We start from the raw sequence: 21708 nt of genomic DNA, 5'->3' as shown, positions 1-21708 counted from the left end.
TGCCGTTCCCACCGCGCGAGCCGTCCCGTTCCAGGGGCGGCTCGCGCCGTGTCCGGGTGCGGTCCCGTGGGGTCGCACACCCCGTCGTGCGCTCAGGCGCCCCCGGAGTCCTGCCTGAGGACCGCGCCCAGCCAGTCACCGATGGCACGTTCGTAGCGCTTGCGGTCGATGTTCCACTCCTTGGTGTGCCGGGCGCCGGAGAAACCCACGAAGTCCACGTGCGGGCTCAGGTTGGCAAGCTTCACCGAGCCCGCCACGGGCACCACCTCGTCGTCCGTGGAGTGCAGGATCAGCGTGGGCGTGGTGATGTCCTCCCAGCGGGAGAGCCAGTCCAGGGCGTGCAGGTCCAGGGGCGCGGCCAGACCCGTGATGCGCGGGCCCATGCGGTGGGAGATCATGTCCGCGGCCAGGCGACCCACCCGGCGCGGGATCCGGTGGATGCGGGTCTGGTGGGCCAGCAGCTCGTACCAGTCCACCACGGGCCCCGTGAGCACCAGCGCCCGGATCCGGTCCCGGTACCGGGTCAGCTCGGTGGTGCGCAGCACGATCGCCCCGCCCATGGACCAGCCGAAGAGCACCACGTCCGAGGCGCCGTGCCCCAGGGCGTACTCGATGCCCGCCTGGACGTCTTCCCACTCCGTGAACCCGAGACCGTACCGGTTGTCCTCGGTGGCCGGGGCCTCCTGGTCGTTGCGGTAGGAGAGGATCAGGGAGTGCAGACCCAGCTGGTGGGCCACCCGCGCACCGCGGATGCACTCGGGGCGCTGGGCGCCACGGCCGTGCACCATGACCGCCCACGTCCCACCGTGATCGGCCCGGGCGGTGTCCCCGTCCGCGGGTATCACCCAGGCCGGGGCGGGGCCGAGCTCCGTGGGGATCCCCACCTTGCTGTAGGCCAGGCCTGCATCCGACGGACGCGCGTACACGGTGCCCGTCCAGAACCCGCGCTTGCCCTCCGCGAGCTCGCCGCGGTAGACGCGCTCCACGATGCGCGTGACCGTGCCACCGGTCTGCCGGACCACGAAACCGATCCGGGCCAGCCCCGCGCCGCCGTCGAAGCGCAGCGCATAGGTGCCCGCCACGCGCGTGTCGGAGGTGGCGGGCAGCGTCACGAGCTGCTGCTCCGAGTTCGGGTCGCGCTCGAGCTTGAGCACCGTGACGTTTCCCGGCCGTGTGGACGGGGTGACCACGTGGCGGGCCACGAGGGCCGCGGCACCCCCGGACAGGGCGAACGTGGCCGACGCGGCACCGATGCTGACACCCGCTCCCACCAGGGCGCCGTGGCGCCAGGATCGTGAGGACTCGGTGTCGTGGGAGCTCCGCAGTGCCATGGCGCCATTCTGGCACGCCCGCTCCCCCGGCCCGCCCCGGCGCGCAGCGGGCATAACGGACGCGGCGTCGTCGTTGGAACGAGCGGACCACCACACCCAGGACAGGGAGGCACACCGTGGACACGAACCACGACACCCAGCGCGAGGAGACCGGGGCGGCACTGACGCCGGAGGCGGCCGCGGCACGCACCGATGCGCAGTGGCGGGAGCTGCTGAGCCCCGCCGAGTACCACGTGCTGCGCGAGGCCGGCACCGAGCCGCCGAACTCCGGTGAGTACGTGGACACCACAACCGAGGGCGTCTACGAGTGCCGCGCGTGCGGGGCGGAGCTGTTCCGCTCCGAGACCAAGTTCGCCTCCCACTGCGGCTGGCCCTCGTTCTTCGCGCCGCTGGCCGAGGACAGGGTGCGCTACATCGAGGACACCTCGATGGGCATGAAGCGCGTGGAGGTCCGCTGCGCCACGTGCGACTCCCACCTGGGCCACGTGTTCGAGGGCGAGGGCTACGGCACACCCACCGATCTGCGCTACTGCATGAACTCGGTGTCGCTGCGCCTGGCCCCCGGGCGCTGAGGCGCCCGCGCCACCGCGCCCGGACCCGCCGTGACGCGTGCCCACGACACGACACCAAACGCGCTGTCACATCCGGCGGTGTGGTTACTGTGACCTTGTGGGAGCGGTGACCGAGCTGATGAGCACTCCGGATGTGTTCCGCGCAGTCGTGCGGGCCCTGGAGACTGCCCGGTTCCGCCCGGAGATCACCCTCAGCAGGATCGCGCCCCCGCGGGGCCTGGCCCCGCACGCCATCTCCTTCGCCGCCGAGGTGGGGCACCCGCCCACCGCGCGCGGAGCCGAGCCCGATCTCGCGCCGCGCGAGGCACCGGCCTCCGGGCGCTTCGTGGTGCTCTACGACGAGTCCTGCCCGGAGCCCTGGCAGGGGCCTTTCCGGATCGTGAGCTGGTTCCGGTCCCGGATGGACACCGAGATGGGCCGCGACGAGCTGCTCACGGACGTCAGCTGGTCCTGGCTCACGGACACCCTCTCCGAGCACGGAGCGCAGTTCACCGCCGAGGGCGGCACCGCCTCCCGGATCGTGGAACGCCACTACGGGAGCCTCACGGACCGGGCCGACGTGGCCCAGGTCGAGGTCCGCGCCTCATGGACCCCTGTCCCCCGCACCGGAATTCCCCACTGGGCCCAGCCGCACCTGCACGCGTGGGCCCAGGTACTCTGTACTGCTGCAGGGCTGCCCCCGCGCCACGACGACGTGGCGTTCGTGTGAGCACCACCGGGGCCCGACACTGATCCCAGTCTGCCCGACGGCGCGGAGCCGGTTCCGCCGCCGTCGCACCACCGTACGAGGAACTTCTCATCAACAGACACGCCGACGATCCCACTCCCGCCCGTGAGCCCGGTCCCGCCGAGATCGTGGTCCCGGGATTCGAGCACCTCGCCGTCCCCGCGACCGTGCACCTCAACGGCCCCGCGGAGGGTCTGCCCCGCGTGGTGGACACCGCGAGGGGCCTGACGCGCGCCGCCGAGCAGCTCGCCGAGGCCACGGGGCCGGTGGCCGTGGACACCGAGCGCGCCTCCGGATTCCGCTACGGCCAGCGCGCGTTCCTCGTGCAGCTGCGCCGCGAAGGAGCGGGAACCATCCTGATCGACCCCGAGGCCGTGGGCTCCCTGGCCCAGGTGGACGAGGCGCTGCGCGGCGTCGAGTGGGTGCTGCACGCCGCCACCCAGGACATGCCGTGCCTTGCGGAGCTCGACATGCGACCGGACCGGCTCTTCGACACAGAGCTGGGCGGACGGCTGCTGGGGCTGCGCAAGGTGGGGCTCGCCTCGATGACCGAGGAGCTGCTGGGCTTCACGCTCTCCAAGGAGCACTCGGCCGTGGACTGGTCCCAGCGTCCTCTGCCGGTGGACTGGCTCAACTACGCCGCCCTGGACGTGGAGGTGCTCGTGCAGCTGCGCTGGGCCACCGAGGACCGGCTGGCCGAGGCGGGGAAGCTGGGCTGGGCCCTCGAGGAGTTCGAGCACGTGCGCACCACACCCCCGCCCCCTCCGCGGCAGGACCCCTGGCGGCGCACCCACGGGCTGGGAAACGTGCGCGGGCGGCGCAAGCTCACCGCCGTGCGCAACCTCTGGCAGGCACGGGAGTCCCTCGCGCAGCACAAGGACATCGCGCCCACCCGGCTGCTGCCGGACTCCGCGATCGTCGCCGCCGCCAACGCGATGCCGCGCACCGTCCCCCAGCTGATGTCCACCCCCGGTTTCCACGGCCGGCTGGCCTCACGCGAGGCCACGCGCTGGCTCTCGGCCGTGCAGGAGGCGCGACTCACCGAGGAGCCCGTGCCCGCGACCGTGCCCTCCACCGCGCTGCCGCCCGTCAAGGGGTGGGAGACCAAGCGTCCCGAGGCCTCCGAGCGCCTGAAGGTTCTCAAGCCTGCGGTCGCCGAGCTCGCCGCGCAGCTCGACCTGCCCACGGAGAACCTGCTCACCCCCGAGCACCTGCGGCGCTTCTGCTGGCAGCCGCCGCGCTCCACCTCCGACGACGCCGTGGCCGAGCGGCTGCGCGAGCTCGGCGCCCGCTCGTGGCAGGTGGAGCGCGTGGCTCCGGTCATCGGCGCCCACTGCCGGGACCTGCGCTCACGACGCCGCGCGGAGCGTGCCGATCCCCAGGGCGCCGAGCCACAGGGCTGACGGCGTCGAGCTCCAGGGCTGAGGGTGCCGCTCCACCCGCCACCGTCCCGTGCGCCCGTCGGCGCCAGGACCGAAGGTCTCCACCGACCGCCGTTCCCGCCGCTCGACAACTCCCGCCCCCTCCCCGCGCCCGGCTGTTCCCACGCTCCGGGCTCCGACGCCCGGGTGCCCCGGCCCGGCCCGTCCGTGGGCCGGAGGACCCGGTACCGGACGCCCGGAGCCGGACGCCCGGAGCCGGACGCCCGGAGCCGGACACGACGACGGCCGCACACCGAGGTGCGCGGCCGTCGTCGCGGGGTGACGCCAAGGCGTCGCCCGTCCGTCAGGACGTCAGTTCTTCATGTCCTTGGCGTCCGGTGCGGGGTGCGCCGGCTCCATGTCCACGTCCTTCTCGGTGGTCGCGGGCTTCGGGCGCTTCGCGTCCGTGCCCTTGGAGGACGAGCTCTGGGCCTTCTCCTTGACGGAGGCGGCGCCGTCCTGGGCCTTGTCCTTGACGGCCGCGGCGCCCTCGGACGCCTTGGTGGTCACGGTCCCGGTGGCCTTCTGCGCGCCCTCAGCGATCTTCTCGCCCACCACGGGCACCTCGGACTTGACCCAGTCGGTGCCCTCGGACACCTTGGCCTGGACCTTGGGGTCGTTCCAGGTGTTGATGGCGCTCTCGCGCAGGGACTCGTAGCTCTTCCGCCCGGACGCGGATCCGACCACGAACCCGATCCCGAAACCGGCCACAAATGCAAGACGCTTGATCATCGTGTCTCCCTCTCGTTCCCGCGGACCGGATCGGACCGGACCGCTGCTGGTGATCATGGTACTGACAGAATCTGGTGGAGTGCTCCGCCCACGCCGTACGGGCCCCGGACACTGCGCCGTCCTAGGATGAGTGGCAACCGCTCAGAGAGGATGCTCCATGACACCGCAGTCCCCGCACCACGATTCCCCCACCGCCCACGGCGACCGCACGGACGACCGGCAGGGTGCCACACGGGAGGCCTCGGGTGAGGTTCCCACGCGACGTCGCGCCGTGGGCATGGCGGGTGTGGCCGCCGCCGGTGCGCTGGCCCTGAGTGCGTGCGGAGGCCAGGACCAGGCCGAGTCCGCTCCCTCGCCCACCGGCCCGAGCTCTCCCACGGACGTGGGCGCCGCCTCCGAGATCCCCGTGGGCTCCGGGATGAAGGTGGACCAGGACGGCCTGCAGGCCGTGGTCGGCCACCCCCAGGAGGGCACCTTCACCGCGTACTCCCCCGTGTGCCCCCACCAGGGCTGCATGGTCAACCCGGCCAAGAAACAGTTCGTGTGCCCGTGCCACAGCTCGGTGTTCGACATGGCCACCGGTGACGTGACCGGCGGACCCGCCGAGTCCGGACTGAGCCCCTACCCCGTGAAGGTCGAGAACGGGCGCATCATCGTGGGGTGAGACCCGGGCCTCACTGCTCGCTGCCGGCTCCCCGCGCCGGGTCCCCGGCGCCCGTGGTGCGAGACGCGGGCAGGGGCTGCGCGGCGTCGTCGTGGGCGGGGCGTGCGTACGGGACCTTGGTTCCCAGCACGGACGCCAGGGTGTCCTGCGCGATGCGCTGCGCGGTGAGGCCCGTGTGCCGCAGGATCTGGTCCCGGCTCGCGTGCTCCAGGAACTCCGTGGGAAGGCCCACCTCGTTCAGCGCGGTGTCCACCCCGTGCGCCCGCATCTGCTGGCGGATGAGGGAGCCGATGCCGCCCGCGCGCACCCCGTCCTCGATGACCACCACGATCCGGTGGCGCGCCGCGGTCTCCACCACGGAGTCCGCCACGGGCAGCACCCAGCGGGGATCGAGAACGGTGGAGGACACGCCGTGGGCGGCGAGCCGCTCGGAGACGTCCAGCGCCATGACGCACATGGCACCCACACCCACGATCAGCACGTCGCGGTGCTCCTGCTCCGGACCGGTGCCCTCGCCGCTGCGGGCGAGCACGTCCACACCGTCCGCCAGGCGCTCCAGCGCGGGCAGGGGTGCGCCCACGGGGCCCTTGGGGTAGCGCACCACGGTGGGTGCGTCGGACACGGCCACCGCCTCGCGCAGCTCCTCGACCATCGTGGCCTCGTCACGCGGCGCCGCGAGGTGCAGCCCCGGCACGATCTGCAGCAGCGCGAGGTCCCACATGCCGTGGTGGCTGGGGCCGTCCGGGCCCGTGACGCCCGCGCGGTCCAGGACCACCGTGACACCCGCCCGGTGCAGGGCCACGTCCATGAGCAGCTGGTCGAAACCGCGGTTGAGGAACGTGGCGTAGAGCCCCACCACGGGGTGCAGGCCGCTGAAGGCCATGCCGGCGGCCATGGTCAGGGCGTGCTGCTCCGCGATCCCCACGTCCACCACGCGGTCCGGGTGCGCGAGCTGCATCTTCTGCAGCCCCATGGGGATCAGCATGGCGCCCGTGATGCCCACCACGTCCTCGCGGTCGTCGGCGATCGCCGCGATCTCGTCCCGGAACACGTGGGTCCACGTGCGGGCGGAGGCCGTGCCGGTGGGTTTGCCCGTCTCGGGGTCGATCACCGGAACGGAGTGGAACTGGTCGTTCTCGTCCAGCCGTGCCGGGAGGTAGCCGTGACCCTTCTCGGTGATGGCGTGCACGATCACCGGCCCGCCGAAGTTGCGGGCGTTCGTCAGCGCCTGCTCCATGGCCGCGAGGTCGTGGCCGTCCACCGGACCCACGTACTTCATGCCGAGGTCCTCGAAGATGCCCTGCTGGACCACCACGTCCTTGATGCCCTGCTTCATCCCGTGCAGGCCGCGGTAGATCGCCTGGCCCAGGTGGCCGGACGCGGTGAGCATGTGCTTGGCCCGGTCCAGCGTCTGCTCGTAGCGGCGGTCCGTGCGCACCGCGTCCACGCCCTGCTGCACGCTGGCCTGCAGGTCCTTGAGGTGGTTGGCGAAACCGCCCACCGTGGGGGCGTAGGAGCGGCCGTTGTCGTTGACCACGATTACGACCTTGCGGTCCCGGTCCGAGGCGATGTTGTTCACGGCCTCCCAGGCCATGCCTCCGGTGAGCGCGCCGTCCCCGATCACGGCCACCGTGTGCCGGTCGTTCTGACCCGTGAGCGCGTAGCCCCGGGAGATCCCGTCCGCCCACGAGAGGGACGAGGACGCGTGGGAGGACTCCACGATGTCGTGCTCGGACTCCGCCCGGGAGGGGTACCCGGCCAGACCGCCCTCCTGCCGCAGCGTGCTGAAGTCCTGTCGCCCGGTGAGCAGCTTGTGCACGTAGGACTGGTGGCCGGTGTCGAAGACCACGGAGTCCGTGGGCGAGGAGAAGACGCGGTGCACCGCCATCGTGAGTTCCACAACGCCCAGGTTGGGCCCCAGGTGCCCCCCGGTGGCCGAGACGTTGCTGATCAGGAACGCGCGGATCTCCCCCGCCAGCTGCTCCATCTGCCCGGCGTCCAGCCGCTTCAGGTCCTCAGGTCCCGCGATGCTCTCCAGAAGGGTCATTGCCTGCTCTCCGTGGTGTCTCGGCGCCGGTGCCCCGCACCCGCCAGGCGGTGGCCCGGTGGGAGGTGTCGCGTTGGGGGCGCGGCGCCCGAATGCTCCGTCCGATCCTACTCGCACCCCGTGGGGCGCAGCGCACACGGCAACGGCCGGGACCCCCGGACAGGGGATCACCGGCCGTTGCTCGGGTGTGCCGTGCGGAACGCGCTACTTGGCGATCTGGCGCAGCACGTACTGCAGGATGCCGCCGTTGCGGTAGTAGTCGGCCTCACCCGGGGTGTCGATGCGCAGCACGGCGTCGAACTCCACGGTGGAGCCGTCCTCCTTGGCGGCGGTGACCTTCAGGGTCTTGGGAGTGGTGCCCTCGTTGAGAGCGGTCACCCCTTCGATCGAGAAGGTCTCCGTGCCGTCCAGGCCCAGGGAGTCCGCGGACTCGCCCTCGGGGAACTGCAGGGGCAGCACACCCATGCCGATCAGGTTGGAGCGGTGGATGCGCTCGTAGGACTGTGCGATCACCGCGCGCACACCCAGCAGGGAGGTGCCCTTGGCCGCCCAGTCGCGCGACGACCCGGAGCCGTACTCCTTGCCGCCCAGCACCACCAGGGGCACGCCGGCCTCCTGGTAGTTCATGGCGGCGTCGTACACCGCGGCCTGGGGGCCGCCGTCCTGGGTGAAGTCGCGGGTGAAGCCACCCTCGACCCCGTCCAGGAGCTGGTTCTTGATGCGGATGTTCGCGAACGTGCCGCGGATCATGACCTCGTGGTTGCCGCGGCGGGAGCCGTAGGAGTTGAAGTCCTTGCGCGCCACGCCGTGCTCGGTGAGGTACTTGCCCGCCGGGGTGTCCGACTTGAACGAGCCGGCCGGGGAGATGTGGTCCGTGGTGACAGAGTCCCCCAGCTTGAGCAGCACGCGGGCACCCTCGATGTCCTCCACCGGGGTGGTCTCCATGGACATGCCCTCGAAGTACGGTGGCTTGCGCACGTAGGTGGACTCGGGGTCCCACTCGAACACGTCACCCGTGGGGGTGTCGAGGTTCTGCCAGCGGTGGTCGCCGTCGAAGATCGTGCCGTACTCGCGGTCGAACATCTCCGTGTCGATCGACGCGTCGATGATCTTCTGCACCTCGGTGGGGTCCGGCCAGATGTCCTTGAGGAACACGTCCTTGCCGTCCGAGTCCTGGCCCAGGGGCTCCTTCTCGAAGTCGAAGTCCATGGTCCCGGCCAGGGCGTAGGCGATGACCAGCGGCGGGGACGCCAGGTAGTTCATCTTCACGTCCGGGTTGATGCGACCCTCGAAGTTGCGGTTGCCGGAGAGCACGGACGTGACCGAGAGGTCGTTGTCCTGGATGGCCTGGGAGATCTCGGACTCGAGCGGACCCGAGTTGCCGATGCACGTGGTGCAGCCGTAGCCCACGATGTAGAAGCCCAGCTCCTCCAGCGCGGGAACCAGACCGGACTTCTCGTAGTACTCGGTGACCACGCGGGAGCCGGGGGCGATCGAGGTCTTGACCCACGGCTTGGCCTTCAGACCCTTCTCCGTGGCGTTGCGCGCCAGCACGGCCGCCGCCATCATCACGGAGGGGTTGGAGGTGTTGGTGCACGAGGTGATCGAGGCGATCGACACCGCACCGTGGTCCAGCTCGAACTCGCGGCCGTCGGGCATGGTGACGGGCACGGTCTTCTCGGCACGATCACGCAGCTGAGCCGCGGAGGCCTCCCGCGGCTCGTGCTCCGGGTCCTGCTCCTCGGCGGCGTCGTGGGACGGGGCGTCGGAGGCCGGGAAGGACTCCACCACGTTGGCGTCCACCTCCACGTTCTCGTCCTGCGCCACGTAGTTCACGAGGTCCTCGCGGAACTGCTCCTTGGAGCGGGACAGCTCGATGCGGTCCTGGGGACGCTTGGGTCCGGAGATGGAGGGGACCACCGTGGAGAGGTCCAGCTCCAGGTACTCGGAGTAGCTGACCTCCTTGGCGGGGTCGTGCCACATGCCCTGTTCCTTGGTGTACGCCTCGATCAGGGCGATCTGCTCCTCGGAGCGGCCCGTGAGCTTCAGGTAGTCCAGGGTCACCTGGTCGATCGGGAAGATCGCGGCGGTGGAGCCGAACTCCGGGGACATGTTGCCGATCGTGGCGCGGTTGGCCAGCGGCACGGCCGCCACGCCCTCGCCGTAGAACTCCACGAACTTGCCCACCACGCCGTGCTCGCGCAGCATCTCGGTGATCGTCAGCACCACGTCCGTGGCGGTGGCGCCCGCGGGGATCTCGCCGGTGAGCTTGAAGCCCACCACGCGCGGGATCAGCATGGAGATGGGCTGGCCCAGCATGGCCGCCTCGGCCTCGATGCCGCCCACGCCCCAGCCCAGCACGCCGATGCCGTTCTCCATGGTGGTGTGGGAGTCGGTGCCCACGCAGGTGTCCGGGTAGGCACGCACGGTGCCGTCCACCTCACGGGTCATGACCACGCGCGCCAGGTTCTCGATGTTGACCTGGTGCACGATGCCCATTCCGGGCGGGACGACCTTGAAGTCGTCGAACGCGGTCTGACCCCAGCGCAGGAACTGGTAGCGCTCACCGTTGCGCTGGTACTCGATGTCCATGTTGCGCTCGATCGCGTCGGCGGAGCCGAACTCGTCGATCTGCACGGAGTGGTCGATGACCAGCTCGGCGGGTGCCAGCGGGTTCACACGGGAGGGGTCTCCCCCGAGGTCCGCCACGGCCTCGCGCATGGTGGCGAGGTCCACGATGCAGGGCACGCCGGTGAAGTCCTGCATGATCACGCGACCAGGGGTGAACTGGATCTCCGTGTCGGGCTGGGCGCTGGGGTCCCAGGACCCCAGGGCCTCGATGTGCTTGCTCGTGACGTTGGCACCGTCCTCGGTGCGCAGCAGGTTCTCGAGCAGGACCTTCAGGCTGTAGGGGAGCTTCTCGGCTCCCGCCACGGCGTTCAGTCGGAAAATTTCGTAGTCGGTGCCCTTGACGTTGAGAACGCCCTTGGCTCCAAAGCTGTCCACAGTCATGGTGTGGAACTCCTCTCGCCACCGTCGGTTGCGTTCCACGCACCGGGGCACCGGAGTGTCCCGCGCACGGGGAACGGTCCCTGCCAGTGTATCCCGTGCCACGTCCCGCGCCCGTCATGACCACCCCGGGGAACCCGCCCGGGCGGTCCGGTCCGCGTGGACCGGCTCAGGCGTCGCGGCGCAGCACGGCCACGGCCTCCACGTGGTGCGTGTTGGGGTACAGGTCCAGGGCCGTCACGTCCTCGACCTTCCACCCGCGCCGACGGAGCCTGCCCAGGTCCCGCCCGAGGGCCGCCGGATCGCACGCCACGTACACGATGGTGCGGGGCCCGGCCTGGTCCACGGCGGCCAGCACCTCCTTGGCGGCACCGGCCCGCGGCGGGTCCATGATGACCACGTCGGGACGCGGCACCCGTGCCCCGGCGGACGACGCCGCTCGGTGGCCACGGCGTCGTCGGTCGCCCTGGCGGTGGCCCCCGCGTCCGCTCAGGACACGGGCCACGTCCCCGCGCACGCTGCGCACGTGCTCGGCGTGGGCGAGGTTGTGGGCGGCGTCTGCGGATGTGACGGGCGAGCCCTCCACCGCGAACACCGCGCCGCTCTCCCCCACGGCGCGCGCCGCGACGGCCGTGAACAGCCCGGCGCCGCTGTAGAGGTCCCACACGGTGTCACCCACGCGCAGGTCGGCCCCGGCCAGCACGGTCCCGGCGAGCGCGGCCGGGGCCTCGCGGTGGATCTGCCAGAAGCCCGTGGGGCTCACGCGCCACCGCAGCGGCTGCGCGGCCTCCCCGGAGGCGTCCGTGGACGCGGGCCACTCGAGGGTCTCGAGCACCTCGCCGGTTCCGGCCCATGTGGCGACCCTGCGGTGGTCCGCCGAACGCGCCGTGACGGAGAAGCCGTGGGCGGAGCCCCACTCGCCGAGCTGGGCCCGCAGCGCGTCCAGCTGCCGTTCGCCCGCGTCCGCCCGCAGGCTCACGTGCAGCAGCGGGGTCCGGCCGTTCGACGGGGCGGAGACGTCCAGGCGCTCGGCTCCCTCGACACGCAGGGCCCACGGGGCCAGGGCCTGGATCGGGGCGGAGGCCAGGGGCATGTCCTGGAGGGTCACCAGCTCGTTGGAGCGGTGCGGGTGCATGCCGGGGGTGCCGTCCGCGGCCACGTCCAGGTGCAGCCGGGTCCGCCACCCCGTGCCGTCGGGCGTCTCCCCGTCGGTGGGGTGCACCCGACCCTGCCACTCGTGGCCGGCCAGGTGCGAGAGCTGCTCCGCGAGAACGCGCCGCTTGAGCTCGCGCTGGGTGGCGAGGTCCGCGTGGCCGAACTCCGCTCCCCCCACCGGCTTGCGCCCCTCGGCCGCGGCCAGCAGGGCGTCGGCCCGGGGCCACACGTGGTGCTCTCGGCGTCCCGGCGCGGGGTCGACGACCTCGACCACGTCCCCGCGCCAGAAGGACGCGTCGGGCTGCCAGTCCGTGAGGGCCACCCGTACCAGCTCCCCGGGCAGCCCGTGCCGCACGAACACCACCCTGCCCTCGGCAGTTCGGGCCACCACGTGGCCGCCGTGGGCCACCTCGCCCAGGCGCAGCTCGAGGGTGTGCGGGGTGTCGGTCATCGGCTGTTCTCCGTGAGTTGCAGTTCGCGCACCGATTCGAGGTGCCAGGGCACGGAGGCGATCATGACTCCGCGTTCGTAGTGCAGCCGGGTCCGCAGGGGGCGGATGGCCTGGTTGTGCAGGAAGCGTTCCCAGCCGCGCCCCACCACGTACTCGGGGAGGTAGACGATCACAAGGTCCCGGGGGGACTTGCGCCGGATCCCGCGGATGTGGGCGATCACCGGACCCACCGAGTCCCGGTAGGGCGAGGCGAGCACGGTGATGGGCACCGGGATCTCCAGCGACTGCCAGCTGCGCACGATGTCCTCCGTGCGCGTGCGGTCCGTGTCCACCACCACGGCCTCCAGGCTGGAGGGGCGGGACGCCCGCGCGTAGGTCAGTGCGCGCACCACGGGCTTGCGGACGGACGTGACCACGATGATCGAGTGCACGCGGGAGGGCAGGGCGCGCACCATGGAGTCGGGGTGCACCTCCAGCTCCGCGTCCACGGCGCGGTAGTGGTGGGCGATGGCGCGCATGAAGAGGGTGGTCAGGGCGATGGCCACGATCGTGAGCCACGCCCCCTGCGCAAACTTGGTCACGAGGATCACCACGAACACGGCGGCGCAGGCCACCAGGGCGACCGCGGCCACCGTGAGGCGCACGGCGATCTGCCGGTTGGTGGCCCGGGAGGTCCGCGTGCGGCGGAACCGGTTCCAGTGCCGCACCATCCCGGCCTGGGTGAGGGTGAAGGCGAAGAACGCGCCCACCACGTAGAGCTGGATCAGCGCGTTGACGTTCGCGCCGAACACCAGGGTGAACGCGGCCGCCACCACGGACAGCAGCACGATCCCGTTGGTGAAGGCGAAGCGGTCCCCCCGGCTCTGCAGCTGCCGGGGCAGCAGGGCTGCGGAGGCCAGCCGGGAGGCGAGCACCGGGAAACCCGAGTAGGCGGTGTTGGCCGCCATGAACAGCACGCCCACGGTCACGAGCGCGAGCACCACGACCCACACGGAGTCCGGACCGGTGACCGCCTGGGCGATCTGGGCGAGCACGGGGACCTGGTAGAAGTCCGCGGCGGGGGCGTGCCCGTCGATCAGCAGCTGCCGGTCGGGGTCCATGACCACCACCACGCCCGTGCGCCGGGTCAGGTACAGGACCCCCAGCAGCAGCACGGCGGAGAGGGCACCGAGGACGGCGAGGGTCCGCGCGGCGTTGGGCGCCTTGGGCTTGCGGAAGTAGGGCACGGAGTGGGTGATCGTCTCCACCCCGGTCACGGCCACCGCGCCCGAGGAGAAGGCCCGCAGCACGAGCATGGCGCCCGCCAGACCCACCAGTCCCGCGTCCATGCCCTCGGCGGGCAGCACCTCGTAGGCCGCCGACGGCGCAGGGTCCAGTGCCCCGGCCAGGTCCTGCACCACACCGACCACGATGAGCAGCAGCACCACGGCCACGAAAGCGTACGTGGGCACGGAGGACGCCCGGCCCATGAACTTCAGCCCGCGCAGGTTCAGCAGCCCCACCAGGGCGATCCCCACCACCGCGACCGCGGTGCGGTGCTCCACCAGCACGGGGAAGACCGCCGCGAGGTACTGCGCGGCGGCGGCCATGGACACCGCGACCACCAGCGTGTAGTCGACCATCAGGGCCGCACCCACGGCGGCACCGGCGGGACGTCCCAGGTTCTTGGAGGCGATCTCGAAGTCCGCGCCGCCCGAGGGGTAGGCCCGCACGTTCTGCCGGTAGGCGGTGATGACCACGGCGAGGACCACCAGCACCGCGAGCCCCACCCAGGGGGACACCACGATCGCGGAGGAGCCCGCGAGCGCGAGCGTCAGGACGATCTCGTCGGGCGCGTAGGCCACCGAGGAGAGGGCGTCGGACGCGAAGACGGGCAGGGCCGTGCCCTTGGAGAGCACCGTGCCCGCGGCGCGCTCGTTGTGGAGGGGTTTGCCCACGAGAGCGCGGCGGAGGAGCTGGGACGCATACACGTGGGAACACGCTAGTCGCTGAGCGGGTCCTTGTCCCGCGGTGGTGGCACCTATGCTGTGCCCCATGGCGCATTTCGTGATCATGGGCGTGGGCAGGGTGGGCATCAGCCTGGCGCACGCCCTCGAGGACTCCGGGCACACCGTGGCGGTGATCGACCAGGACGACCGCGCGTTCCGCAAGCTGCGTCCCGACTTCTCGGGCAAGAAGGTCACCGGCCACGGCTTCGACAGGGATGTGCTGCAGCGCGCGGGGATAGCGGACGCCTACGCGTTCGCGGCGGTCTCCAGCGGGGACAACTCCAACATCATCGCGGCGCGCGTGGCGCGCGAGACCTTCAAGGTCAAGCACGTGGTGGCCCGGATCTACGACCCCACCCGCGCCGAGTTCTACCAGCGCATGGGGATCCCCACCGTGGCCAGCGTGCGCTGGAGCGCGGACCAGGTGCTGCGCCGGATCCTGCCCGAGCACGCGATCACGGGTGACTTCCGGGAGGCCTCGGGGCGCCTGCAGCTCGGCGAGCTTCCCCTGGACGACTCCTGGTCCGGGCTGCACCTGGACCGGATCGAGGAGGCCGCCGGGGTGCGGATCGCCTTCGTGACCCGTTTCGGGGAGGGCATCCTCCCCGCCAGCGACACCAGCTACCAGCAAGGAGACATCGTGCACGCGATGATGCGCGTCGAGGACGTGGAGCGCGTTGCCCGCGTCCTCTCCCGTCCGCCGTCGGACGAGGTCATGGAGGCCGTGGCGCTCGCGGCCACCCGGGACGGGAAGGGGCGGCACTGATGCACGTGGTCATCGTGGGCGGGGGCTCCGTGGGTTCCTCGATCGCCCGGGAGCTGCTCTCGCACGGGCACGACGTCGTGGTGGTGGACGCCACCGCCGAGGTGATCGGGCGCTCCAACCTGCGCGGTGCGCAGTGGGTCGTGGGGGACGCGTGCGACCTCGACGTCCTGCAGCGTGCCCGGGCCGAGGAGGCGGACGTCATGGTGGCCGCCACGGGGGACGACAAGGCGAACCTCGTGGTGTCCCTGCTCGCCCGCAGCGAGTTCGGGGTGCCCCGCACCGTGGGCCGGGTGAACAACCCCAAGAACGAGTGGCTCTTCGACGACGCCTGGGGCGTGGACGTGGCCGTGTCCACCCCCCGCCTCATGACGGCCCTCGTGGAGGAGGCCGTGGAGATCGGGGACGTGGTGCGGCTGCTGAGCTTCCAGACCGGGGCCGCCACGCTGTCCGCCTACACGGTCCCGCGCGAGCACCCCGTGGTCGCGAGCACGGTGTCCCAGGTGCCGTGGCCCCCGGACGTGGCCCTCGTGGCCATCCTGCGCGACGGCGTGCCGATCGCCCCGTCCGGGGACGACCTGCTGGAGGGCGGGGACGAGCTCTTCTTCATCACTACCGCGGAGGGAGAGGAGCAGCTGCGGGCCATGTTCACCACGGCCCGGGACGTCAATCTGCAGGCTGCGCTGGACGAGGGCGGCTCGACAGCCATGCCAGCCACAGCACGGCGGCGTACAGCGGGGTCCCCATCACCAGACGCGTGACGCCGAGCGCGGTCACGTTCTCGGCGAAGTAGAGCGGCAGCTGGACCACCAGGCGGGCCGCGAACATGGCCATGAGCAGCCCGTTGGCCCGCTGGTAGACGGCCCGCCGCGCCGGATCGGACTGCCAGGCGGTGCCCTCACCCCGCACGTAGCCGTACAGCACCCCGAGCAGGGGCCACTTCACCGCCGCCGACAGCGCGAGCCCCAGCAGCCACGCGGCGTTGATGAAGAATCCCGGGACGTAGTAGTCCAGTGCCTGGCCGCCCACCCGTGCGAACAGCGCGCACACGCCCACGCCCACGAGACCGGCGAGCGCCTGGGTGACCGTCTGGCGCTGCGCGAGCCGCGCGAGGGTGAACACGGCGGCGGTCGCGAGAGACGCGGTCAGGGCCACGGACAGCTCGCCCACGAGGATCACGCACGCGAGGTACACGAGCCCCGGCAGGATCGACTCGACGACGCCGCGCCAGCCGCCCATCGCGGAGAGCACGTCCAGCTGCCCGCTCTCGTCGCGGCGCAGGCCGGAGCGCTCGGCGAACTCCTGCGCCGCGCGGCGCACCGAGGCGTCGGGATCCCCGGCGGCGTCGCTCCGGGTGGGCTCTCCGTCCGGCTCCCGCGTCACCGGGCGGCCCGCTTGGGCGTGACGATCTCGTAGCGAGGGTTGTACATGGTGGGAACCCCGTCCGGGAAGCACACGACCGCGAGGCAGCGCAGCCTGGTGCCGGCGGCAACTCCCGGAACCGTGCGCTGACCGTGCCACAGCAGCTCCACACCGCACGGCACGGCGCTGCCGGGACGCGGCACCTTCAGCAGGGCGCGGAAGTGCGGGGGCGCGGTGGCGGGCGCCACGGTGACCTCCACCACCACGCCCTCCACCACCGCCCGGCGCCGGCACCGCTCCCCGGTGCCGGGCGTGAGCTCGTGCTCCCCGGCCTCGGGCCCGGAGCGCACGTCGATCGCGCCGGTGAGGGGGTTGTTGACGGGCACGGTCAGCCGATCTCGGTGATCTCGGGACCGCGGCGCGGCGGCTGCACGTCCGGGCGCGACGACGCCTCCCCGGACTCGCCGCCGCCCTTCGGTGCCGTCTCCCCCGGGCCGTCCGCGCGGGTGATCGTGGCGTTCTCGGGCATGGTCAGGGCCAGCATGTCGCGCGGCGGGTGCGGATCCCGGCCGCGGACCACCACGAGGGCCCGCACGGCGTCGTCGAGCACCTCCGCAGTGGTGCCGGGCATGGCGGCGCCGCCCGTGAACACCGCGCGCAGGAACCAGCGCGGGCCGTCGATGCCCACGAAGCGCGCGAGACGGTAGCCCTTCTGGCCGTCCGGGGTGGTCCCCGGGAACTTTGCGTCGACCTGCAGCCCGAGCGGGCCCTGGGACACGGTCGGGTTCCCGCCGTCGCGGCGCAGCCCGGCCACGAGCTCGGCCCGCACCTCGTCCCACAGCTGCGCGGTCTTCGGGGCGGTGAACGCCTGCAGCTGCACCGAGCCGTCGCGGAAGTCCAGGTTCACCGCGCGCGGCACCTTGGTGTGCTGGTCCACCTCCATGCGCACGGTCACCCCGCTGATGGGCTTGACCAGCAGCGCGCCCATGTCGAGGTAGTCGCCACGTTCACCCGAGAACTCGGCCTCGTCCCACGGGCCGTTCGCCCGCGGGTCCGTCACGTCCTGATCCGGCTCGCCCGCCTCCTCGCCCTGGGGGGCGCCGTTCTCCTCGGCGGCCGTCTCCGCCGCGTCGGTGCTGTTGCGCTTCTTACGTCCGAACATCGATCACTCCAGGAAGTCGTCGGGCAGAAAATCGGTGGTGCCCCGCCACGGGTGCGGGTCAGTGGGTTCCGGAGGAGCCGAAGCCCCGTTCCCCGCGCTCACTGTCGTCGAGCTCGTCGCTCGGCACGAAGCGCGCCGTGACCACCGGCTGGATCACCAGCTGGGCGATTCGCTCGCCCCGGCGGACCGTGTAGCTCTCGCGGGCGTCCGTGTTGAGCAGGCACACCTTCAGCTCCCCCCGGTAGCCGCTGTCCACGGTGCCCGGGGCGTTGACCACGGTGATCCCGTGCTTCACGGCCAGTCCGGACCGGGGGTGCACCAGGCCCACGTGGCCCTGCGGGACGGCCACGGCGACACCCGTGTCCACGAGTGCCCGCTCACCCGGCGCCAGTACCACGTCGTGGCGCGCCCGCAGGTCCGCCCCGGCGTCGCCCGCGCGCGCGTAGGACGGCGGGAGCAGATCCGGGTCCAGCATCCGCAGCGGAACGGGGAGGTCCTCGGGGGTGTTCACGTCAGTCACAGTCCTCCACTCTAACGCCCCGCCCCGGCGCCGACGGAGCGCGTTCAGCACCCATCCAGGAGCAGCGGGTCAGTACCACCGGGCCCATTCCCGGGACCACCGCCGCGGGCGGAGGTCACGAGTGGTGCGCCCCGCCCCGGTCCCAGGGGGGTCTCCGGCGGCGCCGCAACGGACCCGGACGTCCCGCGGCCGTGTGGCCACGCCATCCGCGGTCTCCCGGCGGCGCACCGGGCGCACGAGTGTGCCAAGGTGGAGGCATGAGCTCTCAGCACCCCGTCCCCGGCGAGGACACCCCTCAGGACACCACGACCCCCCGCGAGGCCCGGAGCACCGCACCGGGGAGCAGCCCGGGCCGCACCGCGACCGCCGGTCCGCACGACCCGCGGGACCGAGAGGTGTCCCCCGCGTCCCGTGCCGGGGAGGCGGACGGCGCGAGGGCGGCGTCGTCCACCGGCGGCGCGCACGACGGCGCGGTGCGCTACTCCGAGAAGCTCACCGTGTCCTGGTGGATGTGGCTGATCGTGGCCTTCGTGGGCGGCACGGGCTTCGTGGCCGTGGCCCCCATCAGCATTGCCGTGGGAGTCGTCGTGGCCGTGGTGCTGGTGGTCGCCGTGGGTCTCGCGGTGCACCTCGGCGCGCCGAGCATCGTGCTCACGGACGAGGACCTGCGCGTGGGACGGGCGTACATCGAGCGGCGCTACGTGGGCCGCGCGGAGGCCCTGCACGGAACTGCGGCCCGTGAGGCACGCGGCCCGCAGCTGGACGGCCGCGCCTTCATGAACTTCCGGGTGTCTGTCCCGGACCTGTGCCGGATCGAGATCACCGACCCCGTGGACCCCACGCCCTACTGGCTCACCGCGACCCGCCATCCGGAGGAACTCGCCCGCGCCATCAACGAGCGACCGGCGCCCGGCCACTGACGGACGCGCTGAGCCCCGGCCCTCCCGCGCGGATGCGGCCACGTGCCCCGGTCCCGGGAACGACGACGGGCGGTCACCCTGACAGGGTGACCGCCCGTGGCAGTCGTGCGGGCGGGGAACTCAGCCCAGGCACTCGTAGCAGTACTTCACGCCGCCGCGCTCCTCGGCGAGCTGCGAGCGGTGGCGCACCAGGAAGCAGGAACCGCACGTGAACTCGTCGTCCTGGGCCGGCAGGACCACCACGGAGAGCTCCTCGTTGGAGAGGTCCGCTCCGGGCAGCTCGAAGCTCTCGGCCGCCGTGGCCTCGTCCTCGTCAACGCTTCCGGACTGGTGGTCCGACCGCCGGGACTGCAGCTCCTCGATGGAGTCTTCCTTGAGGTCCTCGTCCTGCTTGCGCGGCGCGTCGTAGTCTGTGGCCATGTGTCTATCCGCTCCAACCGGTCTTCGCGAGATCGCTGTGTGCAACGGCGTCCGGACGATCTCCCCCGGGGCCGTGTCGCGTAGAGTGTGCACCATGGGGGCTGAAAAAGCCAGTGCCCCTGACACAGATTTCTCACAGGGCATGATCCGCCGCAGCGGCGGGCAGATCCGCGCCCGGACCAGCCCCGACGCCGCCGCCACGCGGCCGTGCGGCACCCGCCCCGGCGCCCCGCGGGCCTGCCAGTAGACTGGCGCACGGATGGCGCGGGGCGCACCACGGAGGACGTGGGGAGCGCTCCCCCGACGGAAGGACAGCATGGAGCAGTTGCGCCTGGCAGGAGTGCACGACGACGGCGAGCACCTGATCGTGGAAACCCCCGACTCCACGCGGTACCGCCTGAAGATCGACCAGCAGTTGCGGCAGGCGATCCAGTACGCCCGGCGCAAGCCGCCGGCCCGGGGGCGCGGCGGCGCGTCCTACGGTCCGCGCGACATCCAGGCGAGGTTCCGGGCGGGTGCCAGCGTGGACGACATCGTGGCCGAGTCCGGGTGGGAGCCGGAGCGCGTGCGCCGCTACGAGTGGCCCATCCTCGCCGAGCGCTCCCACATGGTCACCGAGGCCTGCCGGGTCAAGGTCTCCGGCACCAACCCCTCGCACGACGGCTACCGCTCCGTGTTCGAGGGAGAGCCCAAGTCCCTGCAGGAGACGGTCGAGGCCCAAGCGGCCCGACTCGGCGTGGACCGTTCCAGCTTCGACTGGGACGCGTGGCTCCGGGAGGACCAGCTGTGGACGGTGCAGCTGAGCTTCGACCCCCCTGCCGAGGGTGACTCCCTGCCCGCGCCCGAGCCGGCACGGTGGAGCTACAACCCCGCCACGCGCAGCGTGCGCCCTGACAACGACTGGGCCCGGGCCCTGGGAGAGGAGCCCCGCGAGACGGGCCCGCTCGGCGCCGCGGCACCGGCCGCACCCATGCAGGCCCCCGGCCGCGCCGTGCACCGGCTGCAGCACGAGGCCGGCCCGGCGGACGACCTCCTGGACGTGCTGCAGGCCCGCCGCGGCCGCCGTCTGGGCACCGACGAGTCCGGCGACGACCGGCTCGCGGAGATGCTCGGCCGCGGGATGGGCCAGGTGGAGCAGCGCCCCCGGCCGATCGACGCGCCCAAGGACTCCCCCGTGTTCGACCGCCCCATCCAGCCCGCCGCCTCGCAGGTGGCCGAGGACCAGGCGCTGCGGGGTGAGGGGATCCAGATCGTGGACGACTCCACCCCCGACCGCGAGGATCCCCGTGCCACCGGTGCGGACACCTCCCCCGAGTCAGCTCCCGGGCCCGAGGAGGACACCCACCTGGACGGGGACGAGACCTGGGTGGAGGTCACCCAGGAGCAGGACGCCCCCCGGGAGCGCACCGACCTCCAGGGCCCCGAGGGCCACACCGACGCCGCTCCGGTGGCCACCCTGACCCCGCGCACCACGGGTGCCGGTCGGGATGCGGCCGGTCACGGTGCGCAAGACCCGGAGGAGAGCAACCGGGACGAGGATCCTCGGGAGACTCGGGCGGCTTCCGCCGAGCACGACGCCGGCGCGGACTCCGAGTCCACAACCCCCGGACCGCGCGGACGCACCCCCAAGGCGAAACGGTCCTCCGTGCCCAGCTGGGACGACATCGTGTTCGGCGCCAACAGGTCCTGACCACTCCACGGCCACGAGCCGTGGTGCAACACCCCCGCGCCGCACGGTACAGTCGCGTGGGCAGGTCGGGTTCCACGGGGAGAATGTGCTCCGGCCGCACGCGAACACGGGCAACTCGTAGGGAAATCGGGCATGAGCAACTCCATTCAGGACGATCTATTCGGCGACGACTCACCGTCGGGCGAGGGCACGGACTCCGCGCCCCGCTCGGGAGCTCGCCGCTACCTGGCACCCGTGGCCCTGGGAGGGGCCGCGCTGCTCGTCCTGGCCGGTGTGGGTGCCGTGGCCTTCACGGGGTTCACGGGAGGTTCGGACGAACCCGCTCCCGCGGACTTCGCCACGGAGACCGCAACACCGAGCGCTCCCCCGACGCGCACGAAGACCCCCACCCCGACTCCCACCACCCCGGAGCCCACGGTTCCGCCGGAGCAGTACTACGTGCCCCCGCAGCCCGTGGCACCCGTGCAGCCGGTCTATCCGGCTCCTCAGCCGCCCGTGGCTCCGCAGCCGGCACCCACCACGGCCAAGCCCGCGCCCCCGAAGCAGCCCACCCAGGCGCCGACCACCAAGGCCCCCCAGCCCACGGCACCCCCTGCCCCGAAGCCCCCGCAGAAGCCCACGCCTCCTGCTCCCCCGAAGCCCCCGCAGAAGCCCACGGCACCGCCCACCGGTGGGGGCACGGGCAAGGGGTCGAACACGGGTGCCGATGCGGCCCAGGGCGAGGGTCAGGCCGGGAGCTCCTCGGGTGCCGACGGCGGATCCGCCCGCTGAGGG

The 21708-nt window shown here is 72.3% G+C and carries 20 protein-coding genes; 9 read left to right on the top strand and 11 right to left on the bottom strand.

Annotated elements, in window-relative coordinates; all coding sequences use genetic code 11:
* Positions 1-92: 92 nt before the first annotated feature.
* Positions 93-1331 carry an alpha/beta hydrolase family protein gene (locus HMPREF2833_RS09075; RefSeq protein ID WP_070637682.1) on the bottom strand — a complete coding sequence of 413 codons (1239 nt, stop codon included), beginning with the start codon at positions 1329-1331 and terminating at the stop codon, positions 93-95.
* A gap of 116 nt (positions 1332-1447) precedes the next feature.
* Between HMPREF2833_RS09075 and msrB the strand changes: the two genes are divergently transcribed.
* From msrB to HMPREF2833_RS09060, 3 genes are all read left to right on the top strand, one after another.
* On the top strand, positions 1448-1903 hold the full coding sequence (gene msrB, locus HMPREF2833_RS09070; RefSeq protein WP_082019333.1) for a peptide-methionine (R)-S-oxide reductase MsrB: 456 nt from the start codon (positions 1448-1450) through the stop codon (positions 1901-1903).
* Positions 1904-2021: 118 nt separating this feature from the next.
* Positions 2022-2612, top strand: a complete 591-nt coding sequence (locus tag HMPREF2833_RS09065) for a DUF3000 domain-containing protein (protein WP_070638487.1) — start codon at positions 2022-2024, stop codon at positions 2610-2612.
* 146 nt (positions 2613-2758) lie between these two features.
* Positions 2759-4033: an HRDC domain-containing protein gene (locus tag HMPREF2833_RS09060; RefSeq protein ID WP_070637680.1), complete on the top strand. Its 1275-nt coding sequence runs from the start codon at positions 2759-2761 to the stop codon at positions 4031-4033.
* Between the two features lie 330 nt (positions 4034-4363).
* Here the strand turns inward: HMPREF2833_RS09060 and HMPREF2833_RS09055 are convergent, their stop codons facing one another.
* Positions 4364-4783 (bottom strand): hypothetical protein, encoded by a 420-nt coding sequence (locus HMPREF2833_RS09055; protein ID WP_070637678.1) that lies wholly within the window; start codon positions 4781-4783, stop codon positions 4364-4366.
* Positions 4784-4940: 157 nt separating this feature from the next.
* Between HMPREF2833_RS09055 and HMPREF2833_RS09050 the strand changes: the two genes are divergently transcribed.
* The gene (locus tag HMPREF2833_RS09050) at positions 4941-5447 is read left to right on the top strand and encodes a Rieske (2Fe-2S) protein (protein ID WP_083310997.1); all 507 of its coding nucleotides are present in this window, start codon (positions 4941-4943) and stop codon (positions 5445-5447) included.
* Between the two features lie 10 nt (positions 5448-5457).
* On the opposite strand, the gene dxs is transcribed toward HMPREF2833_RS09050, so the two are convergent.
* From dxs to HMPREF2833_RS09030, 4 genes are all read right to left on the bottom strand, one after another.
* Entirely contained in the window at positions 5458-7494 is a 2037-nt protein-coding gene (gene dxs / locus HMPREF2833_RS09045; protein WP_070637676.1) for a 1-deoxy-D-xylulose-5-phosphate synthase, read from the bottom strand.
* 204 nt (positions 7495-7698) lie between these two features.
* The gene (gene acnA / locus HMPREF2833_RS09040; protein WP_070637674.1) at positions 7699-10506 is read right to left on the bottom strand and encodes an aconitate hydratase AcnA; all 2808 of its coding nucleotides are present in this window, start codon (positions 10504-10506) and stop codon (positions 7699-7701) included.
* A 166-nt stretch (positions 10507-10672) separates the two neighbouring features.
* Positions 10673-12109 (bottom strand): class I SAM-dependent RNA methyltransferase, encoded by a 1437-nt coding sequence (locus HMPREF2833_RS09035; protein WP_070637672.1) that lies wholly within the window; start codon positions 12107-12109, stop codon positions 10673-10675.
* Positions 12106-14079: an APC family permease gene (locus tag HMPREF2833_RS09030; protein WP_070637670.1), complete on the bottom strand. Its 1974-nt coding sequence runs from the start codon at positions 14077-14079 to the stop codon at positions 12106-12108. Before HMPREF2833_RS09030 ends, HMPREF2833_RS09035 begins: the two co-directional genes overlap by 4 nt.
* Positions 14080-14143: 64 nt before the next feature.
* Here HMPREF2833_RS09030 and HMPREF2833_RS09025 point away from each other — a divergent pair, with 64 nt between their 5' ends.
* Both HMPREF2833_RS09025 and HMPREF2833_RS09020 read left to right on the top strand, forming a co-directional pair.
* Positions 14144-14863: a potassium channel family protein gene (locus HMPREF2833_RS09025; RefSeq protein ID WP_039102209.1), complete on the top strand. Its 720-nt coding sequence runs from the start codon at positions 14144-14146 to the stop codon at positions 14861-14863.
* Positions 14863-15621, top strand: coding sequence for a potassium channel family protein (locus tag HMPREF2833_RS09020; protein ID WP_019310674.1), 759 nt, complete (start codon positions 14863-14865; stop codon positions 15619-15621). The genes HMPREF2833_RS09025 and HMPREF2833_RS09020 overlap by 1 nt, the downstream gene beginning before the upstream one ends.
* Here HMPREF2833_RS09020 and HMPREF2833_RS09015 read toward each other — a convergent pair.
* Genes HMPREF2833_RS09015 through dut form a run of 4 tightly spaced genes read right to left on the bottom strand, consistent with a single transcriptional unit; the run spans position 15527 to position 17859 of the window.
* The gene (locus HMPREF2833_RS09015; RefSeq protein ID WP_070637669.1) at positions 15527-16243 is read right to left on the bottom strand and encodes a DUF3159 domain-containing protein; all 717 of its coding nucleotides are present in this window, start codon (positions 16241-16243) and stop codon (positions 15527-15529) included. The genes HMPREF2833_RS09020 and HMPREF2833_RS09015 overlap by 95 nt on opposite strands.
* Positions 16240-16608: a hypothetical protein gene (locus HMPREF2833_RS09010; RefSeq protein ID WP_053069413.1), complete on the bottom strand. Its 369-nt coding sequence runs from the start codon at positions 16606-16608 to the stop codon at positions 16240-16242. The genes HMPREF2833_RS09015 and HMPREF2833_RS09010 overlap by 4 nt, the downstream gene beginning before the upstream one ends.
* Positions 16609-16610: 2 nt before the next feature.
* Positions 16611-17384, bottom strand: coding sequence for a DUF3710 domain-containing protein (locus tag HMPREF2833_RS09005; protein WP_070637666.1), 774 nt, complete (start codon positions 17382-17384; stop codon positions 16611-16613).
* Positions 17385-17442: 58 nt separating this feature from the next.
* A complete protein-coding gene (gene dut / locus HMPREF2833_RS09000; RefSeq protein ID WP_047978641.1) occupies positions 17443-17859 on the bottom strand; it encodes a dUTP diphosphatase in 417 nt (138 codons plus the stop codon).
* Positions 17860-18161: 302 nt separating this feature from the next.
* Between dut and HMPREF2833_RS08995 the strand changes: the two genes are divergently transcribed.
* Positions 18162-18824 (top strand): DUF3093 domain-containing protein, encoded by a 663-nt coding sequence (locus HMPREF2833_RS08995; RefSeq protein WP_223246188.1) that lies wholly within the window; start codon positions 18162-18164, stop codon positions 18822-18824.
* Positions 18825-18944: 120 nt separating this feature from the next.
* Here the strand turns inward: HMPREF2833_RS08995 and HMPREF2833_RS08990 are convergent, their stop codons facing one another.
* Positions 18945-19244: a DUF4193 domain-containing protein gene (locus HMPREF2833_RS08990; protein ID WP_019310681.1), complete on the bottom strand. Its 300-nt coding sequence runs from the start codon at positions 19242-19244 to the stop codon at positions 18945-18947.
* Between the two features lie 316 nt (positions 19245-19560).
* On the opposite strand from HMPREF2833_RS08990, the gene sepH reads away from it, so the two are divergent.
* Positions 19561-20934, top strand: a complete 1374-nt coding sequence (sepH, locus tag HMPREF2833_RS08985) for a septation protein SepH (RefSeq protein WP_070637664.1) — start codon at positions 19561-19563, stop codon at positions 20932-20934.
* Positions 20935-21066: 132 nt separating this feature from the next.
* On the top strand, positions 21067-21705 hold the full coding sequence (locus tag HMPREF2833_RS08980; RefSeq protein ID WP_039102199.1) for a hypothetical protein: 639 nt from the start codon (positions 21067-21069) through the stop codon (positions 21703-21705).
* Positions 21706-21708 lie beyond the last annotated feature (3 nt).

This window comes from Kocuria sp. HMSC066H03 (assembly GCF_001812045.1).
Lineage (GTDB): Bacteria > Actinomycetota > Actinomycetes > Actinomycetales > Micrococcaceae > Kocuria > Kocuria rhizophila.
Note: the sequence above shows the minus strand (reverse complement) of the source record. Positions and strands in the feature narration are given on the sequence as shown.